The sequence below is a fragment of the Massilia sp. ZL223 genome (assembly GCF_018119395.1).
GTDB lineage: Bacteria > Pseudomonadota > Gammaproteobacteria > Burkholderiales > Burkholderiaceae_D > Telluria.
This window is the reverse complement of record NZ_JAGPWD010000011.1, coordinates 94569-111159: the sequence shown is the minus strand read 5'-3', so window position 1 is coordinate 111159 and position 16591 is coordinate 94569. Positions and strand designations below refer to the sequence as shown.

The 16591-nt window shown below is 65.5% G+C and carries 15 protein-coding genes; 4 read left to right on the top strand and 11 right to left on the bottom strand.

From position 1 onward, the window contains the following. Positions 1-186 precede the first annotated feature (186 nt). Positions 187-1557 carry a nucleotide 5'-monophosphate nucleosidase PpnN gene (gene ppnN / locus KBW95_RS09880; protein ID WP_211528132.1) on the top strand — a complete coding sequence of 457 codons (1371 nt, stop codon included), beginning with the start codon at positions 187-189 and terminating at the stop codon, positions 1555-1557. 177 nt (positions 1558-1734) lie between these two features. Here ppnN and lysS read toward each other — a convergent pair whose 3' ends face one another. The 7 genes from lysS to KBW95_RS09845 form a co-directional block, all read right to left on the bottom strand. Then, complete coding sequence (lysS, locus tag KBW95_RS09875) at positions 1735-3270, bottom strand: lysine--tRNA ligase (RefSeq protein ID WP_211522642.1); 1536 nt, start codon at positions 3268-3270, stop codon at positions 1735-1737. Positions 3271-3286: 16 nt separating this feature from the next. Further along, positions 3287-3958: an HAD family phosphatase gene (locus tag KBW95_RS09870; RefSeq protein ID WP_211528131.1), complete on the bottom strand. Its 672-nt coding sequence runs from the start codon at positions 3956-3958 to the stop codon at positions 3287-3289. Between the two features lies 1 nt (position 3959). Next, positions 3960-5064, bottom strand: a protein-coding gene (prfB, locus tag KBW95_RS09865) for a peptide chain release factor 2 (RefSeq protein ID WP_211522644.1) whose coding sequence is annotated in 2 segments (ribosomal slippage) — positions 3960-4982 and positions 4984-5064 — 1104 coding nt in all. Because the reading frame shifts where the segments join, the coding sequence is not laid out codon by codon here. A 70-nt stretch (positions 5065-5134) separates the two neighbouring features. Beyond that, complete coding sequence (locus KBW95_RS09860) at positions 5135-5440, bottom strand: hypothetical protein (protein WP_211522645.1); 306 nt, start codon at positions 5438-5440, stop codon at positions 5135-5137. A gap of 32 nt (positions 5441-5472) precedes the next feature. Beyond that, positions 5473-7140, bottom strand: a complete 1668-nt coding sequence (locus KBW95_RS09855) for a choice-of-anchor X domain-containing protein (RefSeq protein WP_211528130.1) — start codon at positions 7138-7140, stop codon at positions 5473-5475. Positions 7141-7151: 11 nt separating this feature from the next. Continuing rightward, entirely contained in the window at positions 7152-8609 is a 1458-nt protein-coding gene (locus tag KBW95_RS09850) for a triacylglycerol lipase (RefSeq protein WP_211522647.1), read from the bottom strand. Between the two features lie 17 nt (positions 8610-8626). Beyond that, complete coding sequence (locus KBW95_RS09845) at positions 8627-9568, bottom strand: cohesin domain-containing protein (RefSeq protein ID WP_211522648.1); 942 nt, start codon at positions 9566-9568, stop codon at positions 8627-8629. A 343-nt stretch (positions 9569-9911) separates the two neighbouring features. Here KBW95_RS09845 and KBW95_RS09840 point away from each other — a divergent pair, with 343 nt between their 5' ends. Further along, complete coding sequence (locus tag KBW95_RS09840) at positions 9912-11924, top strand: bifunctional 2',3'-cyclic-nucleotide 2'-phosphodiesterase/3'-nucleotidase (RefSeq protein ID WP_211528129.1); 2013 nt, start codon at positions 9912-9914, stop codon at positions 11922-11924. Next, on the top strand, positions 11921-12310 hold the full coding sequence (locus tag KBW95_RS09835) for a sel1 repeat family protein (protein ID WP_211528128.1): 390 nt from the start codon (positions 11921-11923) through the stop codon (positions 12308-12310). The genes KBW95_RS09840 and KBW95_RS09835 overlap by 4 nt, the downstream gene beginning before the upstream one ends. A gap of 154 nt (positions 12311-12464) precedes the next feature. Here the strand turns inward: KBW95_RS09835 and KBW95_RS09830 are convergent, their stop codons facing one another. The 3 genes from KBW95_RS09830 to KBW95_RS09820 are packed head-to-tail and all read right to left on the bottom strand — an operon-like array spanning position 12465 to position 13913. Continuing rightward, positions 12465-12785 (bottom strand): DUF2288 domain-containing protein, encoded by a 321-nt coding sequence (locus KBW95_RS09830; RefSeq protein ID WP_211522651.1) that lies wholly within the window; start codon positions 12783-12785, stop codon positions 12465-12467. 3 nt (positions 12786-12788) lie between these two features. Continuing rightward, positions 12789-13475 (bottom strand): RES family NAD+ phosphorylase, encoded by a 687-nt coding sequence (locus KBW95_RS09825; RefSeq protein ID WP_211522652.1) that lies wholly within the window; start codon positions 13473-13475, stop codon positions 12789-12791. Beyond that, entirely contained in the window at positions 13476-13913 is a 438-nt protein-coding gene (locus KBW95_RS09820; RefSeq protein ID WP_211522653.1) for an MbcA/ParS/Xre antitoxin family protein, read from the bottom strand. It abuts the gene before it with no gap. A 118-nt stretch (positions 13914-14031) separates the two neighbouring features. Between KBW95_RS09820 and KBW95_RS09815 the strand changes: the two genes are divergently transcribed. Continuing rightward, positions 14032-14484, top strand: a complete 453-nt coding sequence (locus KBW95_RS09815; RefSeq protein WP_211522654.1) for a DUF4440 domain-containing protein — start codon at positions 14032-14034, stop codon at positions 14482-14484. A gap of 69 nt (positions 14485-14553) precedes the next feature. On the opposite strand, the gene KBW95_RS09810 is transcribed toward KBW95_RS09815, so the two are convergent. Then, positions 14554-16572: an LTA synthase family protein gene (locus KBW95_RS09810; RefSeq protein WP_229429651.1), complete on the bottom strand. Its 2019-nt coding sequence runs from the start codon at positions 16570-16572 to the stop codon at positions 14554-14556. Between the last annotated feature and the right edge of the window lie 19 nt (positions 16573-16591).

Below are 16591 nucleotides of genomic sequence, written 5' to 3'. Positions count from 1 at the left end.
TAGGCACGCATTCTAGTGCATATCTGTCAGCTCAAGCGATTTTTTTCCAGTTGTGTTAATACGCGCGCAGGCAGGCGCACGGAGCCGAGGCGCGAGGGAGGCAAAATGTTGCACTTTGGCGTATATTGCCTATCAGGCCTGTCCCTCAGTGGCTCGTTTCACAGAAGAGAAAAGGAAAAGAACACCATGACCCATGATGTAGTCGATACGCTTATTTCCCCGGAAGGCCGCCTGGAAGTGCTGTCCAAGGCGGAGGTGGCCAAGCTGCTCGACACCAGCAAGGCCGGCCTGTATGACATTTTTCGCAAGTGCGCGCTGGCGGTCCTGAACAGCGGCAGCGACATCGATGACGGCAAGGAGCTGATGGAGCGCTACGCCAGCTTCGACATCAGCATCCTGCAGCGCGAGCGCGGCATCAAGCTCGACATCCGCGGCGCGCCCGCCCACGCCTTCGTCGACGGCAAGATGATCAAGGGTATCCACGAGCACCTGTTCGCGGTGCTGCGCGATATCGTGTACGTGCATTTCGACGTCACCGACAACCCCAAATTCGACATGACCCGTACCGAAGGCATCACGGACGCGGTCTTCCACATCCTGCGCAACGCCAACGTTTTCCAGGCGCAGCGCAATCCCAACCTGGTGGTGTGCTGGGGCGGCCACTCGATAAGCCGGGTGGAGTACGAATATACCAAGCGGGTCGGCTACGCGCTCGGCCTGCGCGAGCTCGATATCTGCACCGGCTGCGGACCGGGCGCCATGAAGGGCCCGATGAAGGGCGCGACCATCGGCCACGCCAAGCAGCGCCTGGGCGGCGGCCGCTACCTCGGCATCTCGGAGCCGGGCATCATCGCGGCCGAGTCGCCGAACCCGATCGTCAACGACCTGGTGATCATGCCGGACATCGAGAAGCGCCTGGAGGCGTTTGTCCGCACCGGCCACGGCATCGTGGTGTTTCCGGGCGGCGCCGGCACGGCGGAAGAGATCCTGTACATCCTGGGCATCCTGCTCCATCCGGAAAATGCGGAGATTCCGTTCCCGCTGGTCTTCACGGGCCCGGCCACGGCGCGCGAGTATTTCACGCAGATCGACCACTTCATCGGCCTGACCCTGGGCGAGGCGGCGCAGCGGCGCTACAAGATCATCGTCGACGACCCGGACGCCGTGGCGCGCGAGATGCAGGCGGGGATCAAGCAGGTGCGCGAGTACCGCAAGGCGCACAGCGACGCCTACTACTTCAACTGGCGCCTCCGGATCGACCACGAGTTCCAGCGTCCGTTCCGGCCGACGCACGAGAACATGCGCAACCTGAAGCTGCACCGGGCGCAGGAATCGCACATGCTGGCGGCGAATCTGCGCCGCGCGTTCTCCGGGGTGGTGGCGGGGAATGTGAAGGAAGAGGGGATTCGCGCGATCGAGCAATACGGGAAGTACGAGATCCAGGGCGAGAGCGCGATCATGGGGCCGATGGATGCCTTGCTGGCGTCGTTCGTGGAGCAGAGCAGGATGAAGTTGCCGGGGAAGGCATATATCCCGTGCTACACCATCGTCCAATAATCGTCGACGCTTTCAGTACCACCGTCCCCAAAACCGTCGTAGGCGCCAGTGGCGCGTATGACGGTCTTTAGGGTGGTGGGGGACGGAAGTGCTGTCGGTTTTCACACAATAAAAAAGGCGGGCGTGCTTTGCACGTCCGCCTGTTCACCTGGCCGCCACGGCGGCCATACCTGATTCTCAGTCTTCCTTGCGCAGGTGCGGGAACAGCAGCACATCACGGATATTCGGCGAGTCCGTAATCAGCATCATGAGACGGTCGATGCCGATCCCGCAGCCACCCGCCGGCGGCATGCCGTATTCCAGCGCACGGATGTAATCCGCGTCGAAATACATCGCCTCTTCATCGCCCGCGTCCTTGGCGGCCACTTGCGACAGGAAACGCGCCGCCTGGTCTTCCGGATCGTTCAGCTCCGAGAAGCCGTTGGCGATCTCGCGGCCCACCATGAACAGTTCGAAACGCTCGGTGATGCCTTCGCGGCTGTCCGAAGCGCGCGCCAGCGGCGACACTTCGACCGGGTAATCGATGATGAAGGTCGGTTCCCACAGCAGGGCTTCCGCGGTCTCTTCGAACAGCGCCAGCTGCAGCGCGCCCAGGCCCGAAGTGGCGAAAGGCTTGACGCCGAACTTCAGCAGTTCTTCCTTGAGGAAGTCCATCGAGTTCAGCTGCTCCGGGGTATAGCCCGGCGCGTACTTGTCGATCGCTTCGACGATGGTCAGGCGCTGGAAAGGCTTGGACAGGTCCAGCTCGCGGCCGCCGTAGCTCAGGACAGCGCTGCCGTGGGCGTCGACCGCGGCCTGGCGGATCACCTGCTCGGTGAAGTCCATGATCCACTTGTAGTCGGTGTAGGCCGCATAGAATTCCATCATCGTGAATTCCGGGTTGTGACGGACCGACACGCCTTCGTTGCGGAAGTTGCGGTTGATTTCGAACACGCGGTCGAAACCGCCCACCACCAGGCGCTTCAGGTAGAGTTCAGGCGCGATACGCAGGTACATTTCCATGTCCAGCGCGTTGTGGTGGGTGATGAAAGGCTTGGCCGCGGCGCCGCCCGGGATCGGGTGCAGCATCGGGGTCTCGACTTCCATGAAGCCGTGCTTTTCCATGAAGCGGCGCATCGACGACATCGCGGCGGTACGCGCCTTGAAGGTGCGGCGCGTCTCTTCGTTCATGATCAGGTCGACGTAGCGCTGGCGGTACTTGGTCTCCTGGTCGGCCAGGCCGTGGAACTTGTCCGGCAGCGGGCGCAGCGACTTGGCGATCAGGCGCAGCTTGGTGACCTTGACGGTCAGCTCGTCGGTCTTGGTCTTGAACAGGGTGCCTTCCACGCCCAGGATGTCCCCCAGGTCGTAGTGGTGCAGGGCTTCCATCGCATCAAGGCCGGCGTTGTCCAGGGTGACGTAGATCTGGATGCGGCCATCGGCCATCGGGCCCGACGAATCCTGCAGGGTCGCGAACGCGGCCTTCTTGCCGGCTTCGCGCTTGAGCATCATGCGGCCGGCCAGGACCACGGCCACCGGCGACGCTTCCAGCTCCTCACGGCTCTTGCCGCCGTGTTCCTCGGTCAGGTTGGCCGCCTTGTCCTGGGGGACGAAGTCGTTCGGGAAGGGATTGCCCTGCTGGCGCAGCGCGGCCAGCTTGGCGCGGCGCTCGGCCATGATCTTGTTATCGTCGGCGGCCACGATCGGCGCCTGTTCTTGGTTTTCCGTAGTCATGATGGATGGATTCTTTTTAAATTGTTCGGGCGAACAGGCTGTCAACGTCCAGCTCGGAGAAGTCGTTGACGATGGCCACGATATTGTCGAATTCGGCGAAGCTCGCCGCGGGCAGGGTGGTGGTCAGCACCACCGCGCGCATGCCGGCGCGGCGCGCCGCTTCCAGGCCCAGGGGCGCGTCCTCGAACACGATGCAGTGTTCCGGCGCGACGCCGCAGCGGCGGGCCGCTTCCAGGAACACGTCCGGGTGCGGTTTGCCGCGCGCGACGTCGGTGGCGCCCACGACGGCGTCGAAATGGCGGCGCAGGTCCAGGCCGTCGAGCGTGAACTCGATGTTGGCCGGCGGCGCCGCGGTCGCCACGGCAAGCTTCGTGCCGCTGGCCCTGGCGGTGGCGATCAGGTCCTCGAAACCGTCGACCGGCCGCAGGTGCGGCAGGTAGAGCTCGCGGTACACCGCTTCCTTCTCGTGGTTGAGCGTCGCGATTTCGTCGTCCTCGAGATGCTCGCCCATGTGGGCGCGGATGATCTCCTTGCCCTGGCGGCCGGCCGTGGTGCGGAAGAATTCGTCCGCATCGATGGCGCGGCCGCGGCGCTCGAAGAAGGCGATCCACGAACGCGTGTGGAAGGCCATGTTGTCGACGATCGTGCCGTCCATGTCGAACACGAAGGCGCGTGCAGCGTGCTTCATCTTAGATGCCCTGCTTGAGCGAGGCCGAGATGAAGTCGTCCAGGTCGCCGTCCAGCACGTTCTTGGTGTTGCCGGTCTCGAAGCCCGTGCGCAGGTCCTTGATGCGCGACTGGTCGAGCACGTAGGAACGGATCTGGTGGCCCCAGCCGACGTCGGTCTTGGAGTCTTCCAGCTTCTGCTGCTCGGCCATGCGCTTGCGCAGCTCGAGTTCGAACAGCTTGGCGCGCAGCATGTCGAAGGCTTCCGCCTTGTTGCGGTGCTGCGAGCGGTCGTTCTGGCACTGGACCACGATGCCCGACGGAGCGTGCGTCAGGCGCACCGCGGAGTCGGTCTTGTTGATGTGCTGGCCGCCCGCGCCCGATGCGCGGTAGGTGTCGATGCGCACGTCGGCCGGATTGATCTCGATCTCGAAGGATTCGTCGACTTCCGGATAGACGAACAGCGAGGTGAACGAGGTGTGGCGGCCGTTGGCGGAGTCGAACGGCGACTTGCGCACCAGGCGGTGCACGCCGGTCTCGGTGCGCAGGTGGCCGTAGGCGTACTCGCCCTCGACCTTGATGGTGGCGGTCTTGATGCCCGCGACCTCGCCCTCGGACAGTTCCATGACCTCGGCCTTGAAGCCCTTGCGCTCGCAGTAACGCAGGTACTGGCGCAGCAGCATCGACGCCCAGTCCTGGGCCTCGGTGCCGCCGGCACCGGCCTGGATGTCGATGAAGCAGTTGGCGTGGTCCATCGGGTTGCTGAACATCCGGCGGAATTCCATCGCCTCGATGATCTTCTGGATGCCATCGACGTCGCCGGCCACCGCTTGCAGGGTGTCGTCGTCGCCTTCTTCGCGCGCCATCTCGAACAGGTCGGCGGCATCAAGCAAGTCGGCGCGCGCTTTTTCCAGCGTCAGGACGACGCCTTCGAGCGCCTTCTTTTCCTTGCCCATTTCCTGGGCGCGTTTCTGGTCGTTCCAGATGCTCGGGTCTTCCAGTTCCTGGTTGACCTGTTCTAGTTTCTCCGACTTCTTATCGAAGTCAAAGATACCTCCGAAGTTCGGCTTCACGGCTGGTCAGGTCGTTCAGCAGGGCGGAGAGGGCGTTGATGCGTTCAGCTTCCATGGCGGCTAAGTGTGGGTATGAGTTGGATCGAACCCAGGATTATACCTTAGGACGCCTGTCAGCCAGTGTGCTATGGACGCTTGCGGCGGGAGAGAAGAAGGGTGATCAAATAGACAAGCCCGGCGTAGAGCAGGACCAGCAAGACGCAGACCCAGCCCTTGGGCAGGGCGACGGCTTCCCCGTGCAGCAGCCCGAGAGGCCGCAGCACGGGGTTCCAAACGAGCAACAGGAGGACGGCCGGCGCCGCCAGCAGGGAGAGCGCCTGCTCCAGCCAGGGCGGCAAGCCGAGGTTGAAGCTGGCGACCGCCCCGATGGCGGCGCCGAAATAGGCCGCGGTCAGCGCCGCGGCCAGCAGGGGCCGGTTCCTGTATCTCATCCGATTCTCACCCGACTATTCATGCCCCCATCTTAACGCATGGTCTGGGCGGCCCGTGCGTCGCGGATATCGATCAGGCCGTCGCGGTTCAGGTCGCGGCGGTCGCCCGGCACCAGGGCGCGCAGGCCGCGGTACTGGTTGATGATCGCCACGTCGCCGGCGCCGACCACGCCGTCGTTGTCGAGGTCACCCGCCTTCTTGGGCACGAACTGCCAGCGCTCGTAGGCCTGGCTGGCGCCGATGTCGCCCAGGCGCGCGCTGCTGCCGCCGCCGACCACCAGCAGCGAGATCGCGCGGTAAGGACCGTCCACGCCCTGGAAGCCATCGTAGGCCCAGTTCATCGAGACGTTGTTTACGCCCGCCGACAGGCTGCGCGAGGCGTTCACCAGCCCGATGTCGCCATTGCGCCCGATCACCTTGTACGAGATCTGGTAGAAGCCGGCATTGCGCACCGTGACCGGGAAGGAAGCGTTGAACGAGGCGATGTAGCCGTCCTGCAGCACCGGGGTCACGGTCAGCTGCGGCTTGAGTTCGATCGCATCCGCGCACAGATTGGCCAGGGTGGTGGAGAAGGCGCCGGCTTCGCGCTTGCGGTAGGCCAGCGCGATCTCGCTGCCGCCGACGTCGAGCGCATCGACCTGGGCCAGCGTGTAAGGACCGTCGACGCCCAGCTTGGCCTTGATGTCGGCGGCGCTGAAATTCGCCACCAGGGTGCCGGGGCCGACACCCATGTCCTTGGCGCTGCGGGCGTCGATGCTCTTGCCGTTCGGCGCCACCAGGCGCATCAGGCTGGCGTAGCGGCTGGCCTTGAGCACATCGACGTCGACCGTCGCGCGCAGGGTGGCGACGCAGGCATTCACGCCGCCGATGGTCTCCAGCCGGATGCCGCGCGCGCTCAACTGCGGCGCCACGACGTTCACCTGCGAGGCGGCGGTGCGCAGCACGGGACCTTTCGGGGTCGGGATCGTGACCGTGCCCAGGATGTCGTACAGGCCCGGGGTGGCGAAGGTGTAGTCGACGCTGTAGACGCCGTCGCCGGCGCGGCCGTCCGGCGTCTTGCCGTCGTCATACCCGGTCTGGGCGGCGCCAGGCTGGCCGCTGCCGATCGCGATCGACGGGCTTAGCCCGGTGATCGGCGCGCCGTTGTCCAGCACCACCATGCCGACCGAGACGTCTTCGCCCGCCAGCAGGGTGGTGCGCTCGATCGCGATGCCGGCCTGGTAGCGCGAACGGGCCATGATGGTCCCGAGGGCCACGGTCGGGCCGGGCGCGGCCGGGAAGGTAAGGCGCAGGGTCCAGGTGCCGTCCGCGGGCGCGGCGATGGCTTCGGCGACGAACACGCCGCCCGGCAGGGCCGGCGTGCGCTCCGAGCCCGGGTGGAAACTCAGGCGCGGGTCGCCGGCGCCCAGCACTACGTCGCCATTCGGGTCGACCAGGGTCAAGACGGCGCCGTCGACCGGCACGATCAGGTCGAAGGACAGGCTGTCGGCGCCGCTGAGGGCGAAGGGAATGTCCAGGCGGGTGGCGCCGGCGTTGATGTCGCCGGTGACCGTCGCCGGCAGGTTGAGCGCCACCGGCACGGTCTGCGCCAGCGCGCGGCCGCTCAGCAGCATCAGCAGCAGGAACAACGGCGCGAGCAGCCACCCGAGGATCAGGGCCGGACGCTGGGCGCCGGTCTGGGTCATGTTAAAGATCTTCATCTGGGCCTCGCTTAATTCAGGGGGATGGTCAGGTCGAGAATGCGGTTCACATTCAGGCCATTCTTGACCGTGCTGTGGTTCGCCGCATTGTTCCCGAGCGGGGTGCCGTAGCCGGGGTGGGCCGAGCGCAGGGTCACCACGATGTCGTTGGCCTGGGGAGCCGGGGCCAGGATGGTGTCGTAGGTGAGGACCGTGCGCGTGCCCCACAGGCGGCCGGGGACCGTGGTCAGGGTCATCGGCGCCGACTGGAAGTCGCGCAGCACGAGCCAGGCGCGGCGCGCGGCGTAGTGGGCGATCGACGGGAACAGCGGGTCGGATTCCGGCTGGGTCAGGTCGTTATCCCCGTTCAGGTCGGCGTTGGCGCCGTAGGTATAGGTGTTGGGGATGTTGCCGCGCAGGCCGAGCGAGAGCGCGGTGGTGGCGGCGCCCGTGGTCAGGTCCGCCAGGCCAGGCAGCTGCGGTCCCTGGCCGAAGGTCCAGGTGCTGATGTAGGCGTCGGCGAATCCGTTCGGGTCCTGGCCCGAGTTGATCTTGTCGTCGGCCTTGGTCTTCTGGATGATGGACATGTCCGCGGCGACGCTGCCCAGATGGGGCGTGGACAGGGTCGACAGCGACAGGATCTCGAACTCGGGGCCGATTGCCTGCAGGCCCTGGGTGTCCAGGCCGCCCTTGCTGTGGGCGATCACGTGCACCTGCTTGGCCTTGAGCGGCTTGAGGAAGTTGTCGATGCGGGTGCGCAGTTCGGCCGCGTTGGCGGCCACCGAGCCGTTGCCGCCCTGGCCTGCGCCGAGCGAGAAGCGCTCGAACAGCACGCCGCGGTCCTCGAGGGCGCGGATGACGCCGTTGGCCGAGGCTTCGTCCCAGGTGTCGGCGCCGGCCGAGATGCCGTGCTGGAGGATGTAGGGCGCCGCGGCGTGGAATTCGACCGAGACCCAGTCGACCGCCATGCACCAGTATTCGTCGCTGTTGGCGGTGTCGATGTCGATGCGGATCTCGTTCGGCTGGCCGAACTTGAGTTCCTCGATCGGGATCATGATGGTGTCGTCGGTCCAGGTGCCGTCGAAGCCGCCCAGGGTCTTCTTGAACTTGCCGTTGAAGGAGACGCGGTCGACCTCGGGCTGGTAGGTGCCGTCGGTGGCGGCCTTGTCGTCGATGTCGTAGACCGGGAAGCGCAGCGCGAACTGGGCCGAGAGCACGCCGTTGGCGACCAGCTTGGCCGCGTCCTTGAGGGTGCCGTCCGCGTTCAGCTGGGTGTCGTTGACCAGCTTCGGAATCGTGATGCTGATGCGCAGCGGGCCCTCGCTGCGGTAGCTGCAGCCGGTGTCCAGGCCGGAACCGGAATTGACGACGTAGGTGCCGAGCTTTTCCTCGGGCGGGGTGAAAGGCGACGAGTTCTGCGCCTGCGCGGAGAGCGGCAGCAGCAGGCCGGCCGCGATGGGCAGCAGAAGCGCTTTGATGGCGTTGTGCATGGTGGGCTCCGTGGCGGTCAGTTGGTGAACGTGATGTCGCTCATGACGACGGCGTCGCCGCGCGGCGCGAGCCTGGCGCTGAGTTTCTTGCCGACGTCCGCCGGGCTCAGTTCCTGGGTGGACGACACCCAGCGCGATTCGCCGCTCGCCAGGCGCAGCAGGACGCGCTTGCCGCGCACTTCGACCACCTCGCCGCTCACGGGCGTGCCGGCTGAGGCTTGCGCCGCCGGGGCCGCCTTGGGCGCCGGTGCGGAGGTCTGGGCGGTGGCGGGGCCGGCGGCCAGGATGGCGGCGGCAAGCAGGGCGCCGCCGGCCTTGCGGCGGCGGGCAGCGGCCAGGCCGAGGGCGCCGAGGCCGAGCAGGGCCAGGGTCTCGGGTTCCGGCACCGGAGCGGTCTGGCCGATGGCGACCTGCACGCGCGCAGTGCTGTAGTTCGTGTCCAGCAGGCCGGCGCCGCTGTCGAGGAAGAGCAGGTTCGGGTCGGCGAGATCGATCTGGATCGCGGTGCCGGCATGGGCGGCCAGCGCCTTGAAGTCCAGCGACAGGAAGCGGAAGGCGCCGGCCTGGCCGCCGTCGAGGACCGCCGAGCTGTTGCCCGAGACGCCATAGGCGTCGATGGTGCCACCGGCAGCGCTGGCGTCGCCGAAGAAGCCGAAGGAGCCGGGTTCCGGGAGGTCGAGCTGGTTGCTGCTGGCCGCGGCGTCGAGGAAGCTGAAGCCGGCGAATTCGAGCACGCTGGTGTCGAACAGCACGTCGAGATCGAAGCCGCCCAGCGAGTCGTATTGCGCGGCGCTCAAGCCGGCGATGCGGAAGTCGACGCGGAAGCTCTGGCCGAGCGCGACTTGCGAGGCGGACGAGGCGACGGAAATGGTGGCCGCGCCTGCGCTAGGGGCGGCACAGGCGGCCGCGGCGAGCAGCGCGCAACTAATATTTCGGGACAGCAACCGAAAAATATGCATGGAAACCTCTTTAGAATTGTTAGGGACATACCCGTGGACAGAACGCCATGTTGGTCGTTCAGCGCGGAAACAGAGCATTAATCGTGCCTACCGGAAATCACCATGGAAGGACGAGTAAAGTTGTCATCCGTGTAAAGACAACCGACACAAAGTTAATAAACTTTTCATGCAGCAAGGGTGGCGAGTCGGCCTTTTGGGTAGTTTCCCCATCGAATCCAGGCGCTCGGCGCTTCTTGTATGCATGTAAAGAAAGCCGACAGAGAAGGGCCTGGCCGAGGCTTGCCCTTGATGCATGGTGAGGCCCTGCGTATCATGCGGCGTTTGCCATTGATTGCTCTCCGCCATGCGTTTCCCCACTTTGTTCCTGATTCCCGTCGTACTGGGCGCCTCCGGCGCCGCCTGGTCGGCCACGCCCGCGACGGCGAAACTGGCAGGCGCAAGCGCCATGCTGGCCGTCCTGGAAACTACCGACCTGCACGCGAACGTGGTGGGCTACGACTACTACAAACTGGCGCCCGAGCCCTCGTTCGGCCTGGACCGCACGGCCAGCCTGATCGCGCAGGCGCGCAAGGAATTCCCGAACACCCTCCTGCTCGACAACGGCGATACGATCCAGGGCAACGCGCTGGCCGACTACCAGGCCCTGGTCAAGCCGCTCGGCTGCGGCGAGACGCTCGGCATATACAAGATCATGAACAAGCTCGGCTACGACGGCGCGGGCGTCGGCAACCACGAGTTCAACTACGGCCTGGCCTACCTGGGCCAGGTGACCGGCAGCCGTTTCGAGGTCAAGGGCGTCAAGGCCGGGAAGAAGTGCGCGGGGCCGGCCTTCCCGGTGGTGCTGGCCAACGTCTACAGCGCCAAGACCGGGAAGCCCTTGTTCGCGCCTTACCGCATCATCGACAAGAAGATCACCGGTGTGGACGGCGCCGGCAAGCCGGTGAGCGCGACCGTCAAGGTCGGCATCATCGGCTTCGCGCCGCCGACTATCATGTCCTGGGACAAGCGCTGGCTCGAAGGCCGCGTCTACACCGAGGGTGTGCGCGAGGCGGCCGAGAAGTACATCCCCGAGATGCGCGCCAAAGGCGCCGAGCTGGTGGTGGCGATCTCGCACGGCGGGCTGGACGCAAGCCGCTATTCGCCCACGATGGAGAACGCCAACTACTACCTGGCGCAAGTGCCGGGCGTGGACGCCATGCTGCTGGGGCACTCGCACCAGCTGTTCCCGAACGCTGAGAGCACCGTCGCCCAGTTCAACCTGCCGGGCGTGGACAAGGCGCGCGGCTTCGTGCACGGCGTGCCGACCGTGATGGCCAACCTGTGGGGCAAGCACCTGGGCGTGATCGGCCTGCACCTGAAGCACGACGGCAAGCGCTGGCAGGTCGAGAAGGACAAGACCTTCGTGCAGGCGCGCGCCGCCCAGACCGGCGCCAAGTCCTTCGTCGATGCCGATCCGGAAGTGCTGGCGCTGGTGAAGGCGGAGCACGAGGCCACCATCGACTACGTCAAGACGCCGGTCGGCAGCACCGCCTTCCGCATGTCGACCTATTTCGCCGACGTCGGCGATGTGTCGGCGATTCAGGTGGTGAACCAGGCGCAGACCGCGTATGTGGCGAAGTACGTCGCGGCCAACCTGCCGCAGTACGCCAGGCTGCCGGTGCTGTCGGTATCGGCGCCTTTCAAGAGCGGGGTGGCGGGACCGTCGGACTACACGGACGTGAAGGCGGGCGCACTGGCGCTCAACAACGCGGCCGACCTCTACCTGTATCCGAACGCCCTGTACGCGGTAAAGGTGGATGGCGCGCAGCTCAAGGCCTGGCTGGAAAAGGCGGCGCAGCGCTTCAACACCATCGACCCGGGCAAGGCCGAGCCGCAGGAACTGGTGAACCTGGCCGTACCGAGCTATAACTTCGACACTATCACCAGCCTCGACGTCAGCTACGAGATCGACGTTACCCGGGCGCCCGGCGAGCGCATCCGCAACCTGAGCTGGCGCGGCAAGCGGATCGACGCCGCGCAGGAATTCCTGGTGGCGACCAATAACTACCGTGCCAGCGGCGGCGGCAACTTCCCCGGCCTGGACGGCAGCAAGACCGTGATCGCCTCGCCGGACAACAGCCGCGACGTCTTGATCGCCTACATCAAGGCAACCAGGCAGCTGACCCGCGCCGCGCATGGCGCCGCGCGCAGTTGGCGTTTCGCGCCGGTGAAGACGGCGGGGCCGGTGGTGTTCCATTCGGCGCCGGGCATGATCGGGCTGGCGCACGAGGCGGGGCTGCAGAATGTCAGCCAGGTCCTGCCGGACGACGGGCGCGGCAAGGGCACGGCGCTGTACGTGATCGATCTGTCGAAATGAAGCGTTTTATCGTGATGGCCATGGCGGCGCTGGTGCTGGCGCAGCCGGCGGCGGCCCAGCATGGCGACGAGGGCGACGCGGCGCTAAGGCGCGGGCTGGCTTACCGCAGCAATGGCGAGCCGGCGCTGGCGGCGCACTGGCTGGGCGTGGCGGCGCGGCGCGAGGTGCCGGAGGCGATGTTCATCCTGGCGAACATGTTGTTGGCGGCTGATGGGGTGGCGCGCGACGAGGCGGAGGCACGGCGGCTGCTGGAGGCTGCGGCGCAGCTGGATTGCGCGGAGGCGTGGCAGCAGCTGGCCTTGATGGAGCCGGATCCGGTCAAGGCGGCGCAGCTGATGCGGAGGGCGGCGCATGCGTTGACGCACCGGGGTGAGGTTTCGCGTTAGCGGTTTGCTTGGAAAACTTGGGTCCCGGCCTTCGCCGGGATGACGTTGTAGAACTGCGGACTGACGGAATTAGCGACAGTACGCGACCTGTGCACGTCATCCCGGCGGAGGCCGGAACAATGCCACTGGCATTGTTCCGCCCAAGTTGCCCTGCTCAGTGAAGCTGCCTCTTCTCCGGCTGCACCAGCACAAACGGACTCACCACCGACGCCCAGAGCGTCGCATCCGCCGCCGTCCAGGTCTGCGCCTGCTGGTCGCTCACCTTGGCCACTTTCCCCGACTGCATCCACTGCGTGATGCTCTCCTTGTCGTCGTGCGCGATGCGCAGCGCCACGTCGATCAGGTCCAGCTCCTCGCTCACATACACCACCGAGCCGCTGGCGAAGTGGCGCTCCAGTTCGCTCCATTTGACGCGGCCGGTCTCGCGGTTGATCTTGTCGTGCAGTTCGGTGTCTTTTTCGGGATTGGTCTTCATGGCTCAGCTCAGGATCTCCACCGCGGGCTGCGGCGAACCCCGCCATGTTAACCGATAGGTCTGGGCCTTGCGAACATTGCCCACCAGTGCGGGCCGGAAGCAGGCCAGGCAGGTGCCGCCGGGATGGCGCACGCTCGGGTAGATCACGCCCATCGAACCCGTGTCGAGCAGTTCGGCGGCCAGCGCCTGGGACGCCACGTAGCTGCGCGGGTCCAGGCAATCCTCGTAGGCCGCGATGCCGCGCAGGTCGTGGAAGGGCGCGCCGAAGTCGGCCAGCAGGCACTGGTAGGTCACGCTGTCGTCGAAGCGGTTGATCTCGTGGTACTCGACCGTCTTGTGGAAGATAACCTCGGCCAGCGAGGTCTCGGCGGCGAAAGCGCAATACCAGGCGCCGCGCTCGCCGTCGTTGAAGCGGCTGCCCTCGGGCCGCGCATAGGTGAAGGCGGCGTTGATGATGCGGAAGTTCGGCACGCCGAACACCAGCTCGTCCATGCCGATCCCGGGCAGCAGGCCGGATTCCCCGCGCAGGCGCTCGTTGGTGGCGTTGTCGAGATCAAACAGGTCGCGCAGCATGTCGTCGTCCTCGGCCAGCGGGGCGAGGACGGAATCTTCCAGGTCGGCGAAGCGGGATGGAATCAGGCGGCAGGTATCGAACTGGCGCAGCGGAGTGAGTTTGGGAATCAGGGTCACTCACAACCCTCCGCGGCGCGCGTCCAGCAGTTTGCGTACCGTTTGCATCGCGATCAGGCCGCCGGCCAGCATGTAGGCTAGCGGAGTGCGTCCGGCGAAGACCGGATTGGTGTTGGGCAGGTGGATCCATTCGTCGGCAAGCTTGTCGCCGTAGAGGATGTGCAGGGCCTTGTAGACGCCCAGCAAATAGGAAATGCGGGTGATGCGGTCGACTTCGAGCACCCGGTCCGGGTTCTTTTTCCAGTCGTAGTACGAGGACGAGGACAGGCCGCCGAGCAGTTCGCGCGCATCGTCCTCGCGCAGCTGCCAGGCCCCGGCCAGCTTGAAGAAGCCCTTCAAGGCCGAGCGCGACAAACGCTCGCGCTCGGCCTTCGAATTCAGGTCGACCAGCACGGCCGGCTCGAATCGGCTCTTGGGGTATGAATAGGCTAGGCTCATGGTTCCTCCGAATATGGAGTCTTTATACTCCGTTTTTGGAGGCTTTGCAACCGGTGGTTGTCAAGTGTGTGGTACCGTGACAGAATCGCAAACTTGCCAAATCGAAAAGGATTTGTCCATGCGTCTACGTACGATTTCTCTGCTGACCGCCTGTCTCATGCTGGCGGCGACGGGCAGCAGTGCACGGGGGCCCCACGAGGACCTCAGGAAACAGGTGGCGGATAGCGAACGGGCTTTTGCCGCGACCATGAAGGCACGCGATTTCGAGGGTTTTACCCGCTTCGTGGCGGATGAGGCCATTTTCATGTCCGGCGAGGGCGCGTTGCGCGGCAAGCAGGCCGTGGCGCAGGGCTGGCGCAAGTATTTCGACAAGCCTGCAGCGCCGTTCTCGTGGGAGCCGGAAGAGGTGGAGGTGGTGGACTCGGGGACGCTGGCGTATAGCGGCGGGCCGATCTACGACCGCAGCGGGAAGAAGATCGGGCGCTTCAATTCGATCTGGCGGCTGGAAGCGCCGGGGAAGTGGAGGGTGGTGTTCGATCGGGGGTCGGATTTTTGTGAGTGCAAGAAGTAACTTTCTGCACTCACCATTAGTCGAAAAACGTCATCCCCGCCTTCGCGGGGATGACGAAGCACAGTGTAACTATTTTCCCAACCGGTAACGCTGTTCGCGATACAACAGCGACGGCAGCATCACGTGCGCCATCGCCTGCTCCACCTGCGCCTTGCTTGGCGTCCCTGCATTGAAGTCGACCTTGCCGCTGGCCGCCTCGTACTTCGCCAGCAGCGGCGCCTGCCCCGGCCGCAGGATGGTCGCGGACTCGCCCTCGAGCCACGCGAAGTAATCGTTGAACTGGATCAGCGCCCGTCCCGGCGTCGCGTCGTCGCGCGCGAAGTCGCGTCCGATCATCGGGTGCTCGCTCGACACGCCCAGCAGCGACAGCAGGGTCGGTCCCAGGTCCACCTGGCTGGCGATGGTCGCGATGCGCTTCGGCTGGATGTCCGCTCCCAGGATCAGCCCGGGAATGTGGAACTTCTTGATCGGCACCAGGCTGTTGCCGTACACACGGTTGTCGTGGTCGGCCACGATCAGGAATACCGTATCCTTCCAGTACTCCTGCTTCTTGGCTTCGCGGATGAATTGGCCGAGCGCGAAGTCGGCGTACTTGACCGCGTTATTGACGGTCTGCTTGGCCGGATCGTGCAGGCTGATCTTCCCATCCGGGAATTCGAAAGGCTCGTGGTTCGAGGAGCTGAAGATCAGGCTGAAGAAAGGCTTGCCCTGTCCATGCAGGTGCTTCAGGCGCTCCAGCGATTTATCGAACAGGTCTTCGTCCGAAGCGCCCCAGCTGCCCACGAACTTCGGCTTCATCTGTGCCTGGTCGACCACGCTCTGGAAGCCGTTCCCGGTGAAGAAGCTGCGCATGTTGTCGAAGTGCGCTTCGCCGCCGTACACGAACTCGGTGTGGTAGCCCTGCTGGCCCAGGCCAGCGGCCAGGGTGTAGAAGTTCTGCTGCGCCAGCGAGAGCTTGACCACGCTGCGCGCCGGCGTCGGCGGGAAGCCGGCGATCACGGCCTCGATGCCGCGCACCGAGCGGGTGCCGGTCGCGTAGAGCTGCTCGAACCACCAGCCTTCACCCTTCAGCTTTTCCAATTCCGGAGTGACCGGCAGGCCGCCCAGCGACTGCACGAAGGTCGCGCCCAGGCTTTCCTCGAGCACGATCACCAGGTTGAGCGGCTTGGCGCGCTGGACGGCCGCCAGCTGGCGGTGCAAGGTCGGCAGTTCGGCGTTCGGGAACTGGTGGTCCTTCAGCCACGGCGCCGCCTTCACCTGAGCGAAAACCGTCTCGCGCGGCAGCTTGCCATAGATCTCGGACGACTTGGCTTCCTTGCCCATCGAATTGATCGCGTCCAGCACCGACCAGGGGGAGTTCACGATCAGCGAATTGACCATCGCATCCTTGGTCAGGGCGAACAGCGCCGGGTTGGCCGGGCGGTGGGCGGTGGTCGACCGGATCTGGAAGAACACCACCAGCACGATCAGCGGCCAGGTCAGGAGCAGCTTCTTCGCGGACCACAGGCCGGCGCCGGTGGAAGCGGCCTTCAGGAGGCGGAGCAGGCTCACGCCCAGCACGATGGTCGCGCCCACGCCCAGCAGCAGGGCGATGCGAAAGCCGTTCCACAGGGTGGCGCCCACTTCGCGCGGGTGCGACAGGTATTCGACGAACAGCCGGTTCGGCCGCACGTCGTACTGCATGATGAATTGCGGCGTCGAGACCTCCATGAACACCACGAAGATCAGTCCACAGGCGGCCCAGACCACCGTCAGGATGCGCCAGGCGCGCTGCGTCTTGCGGTAAGCCAGGAAGGGCGCCAGGACCAGGGGGAGCACGAACAGGTAGCCCATCAGGATCAGGTCGGCGCGCACGCCCTGGACCAGCATGGTGCCGGCGATGCCGGTGGCGGATACGCGATCCCATTGCCAGGCCATCAGCCCGAGGCGCGAGAGCGACAGCAGCACCAGCCCGATCACAAGCATCTGCACCAGGCTGACGTAGGGCCCGGCCCAGCGCGTGATCCGGGCCAGCCATGCGGCGCTGGTGCTCAAGGGTTGCCTGCCGAAGGAAGGCTGGTGGAAGATGGTGTTGGGATCGACGCGCATGGCAGCCCCTGGAAGGTAA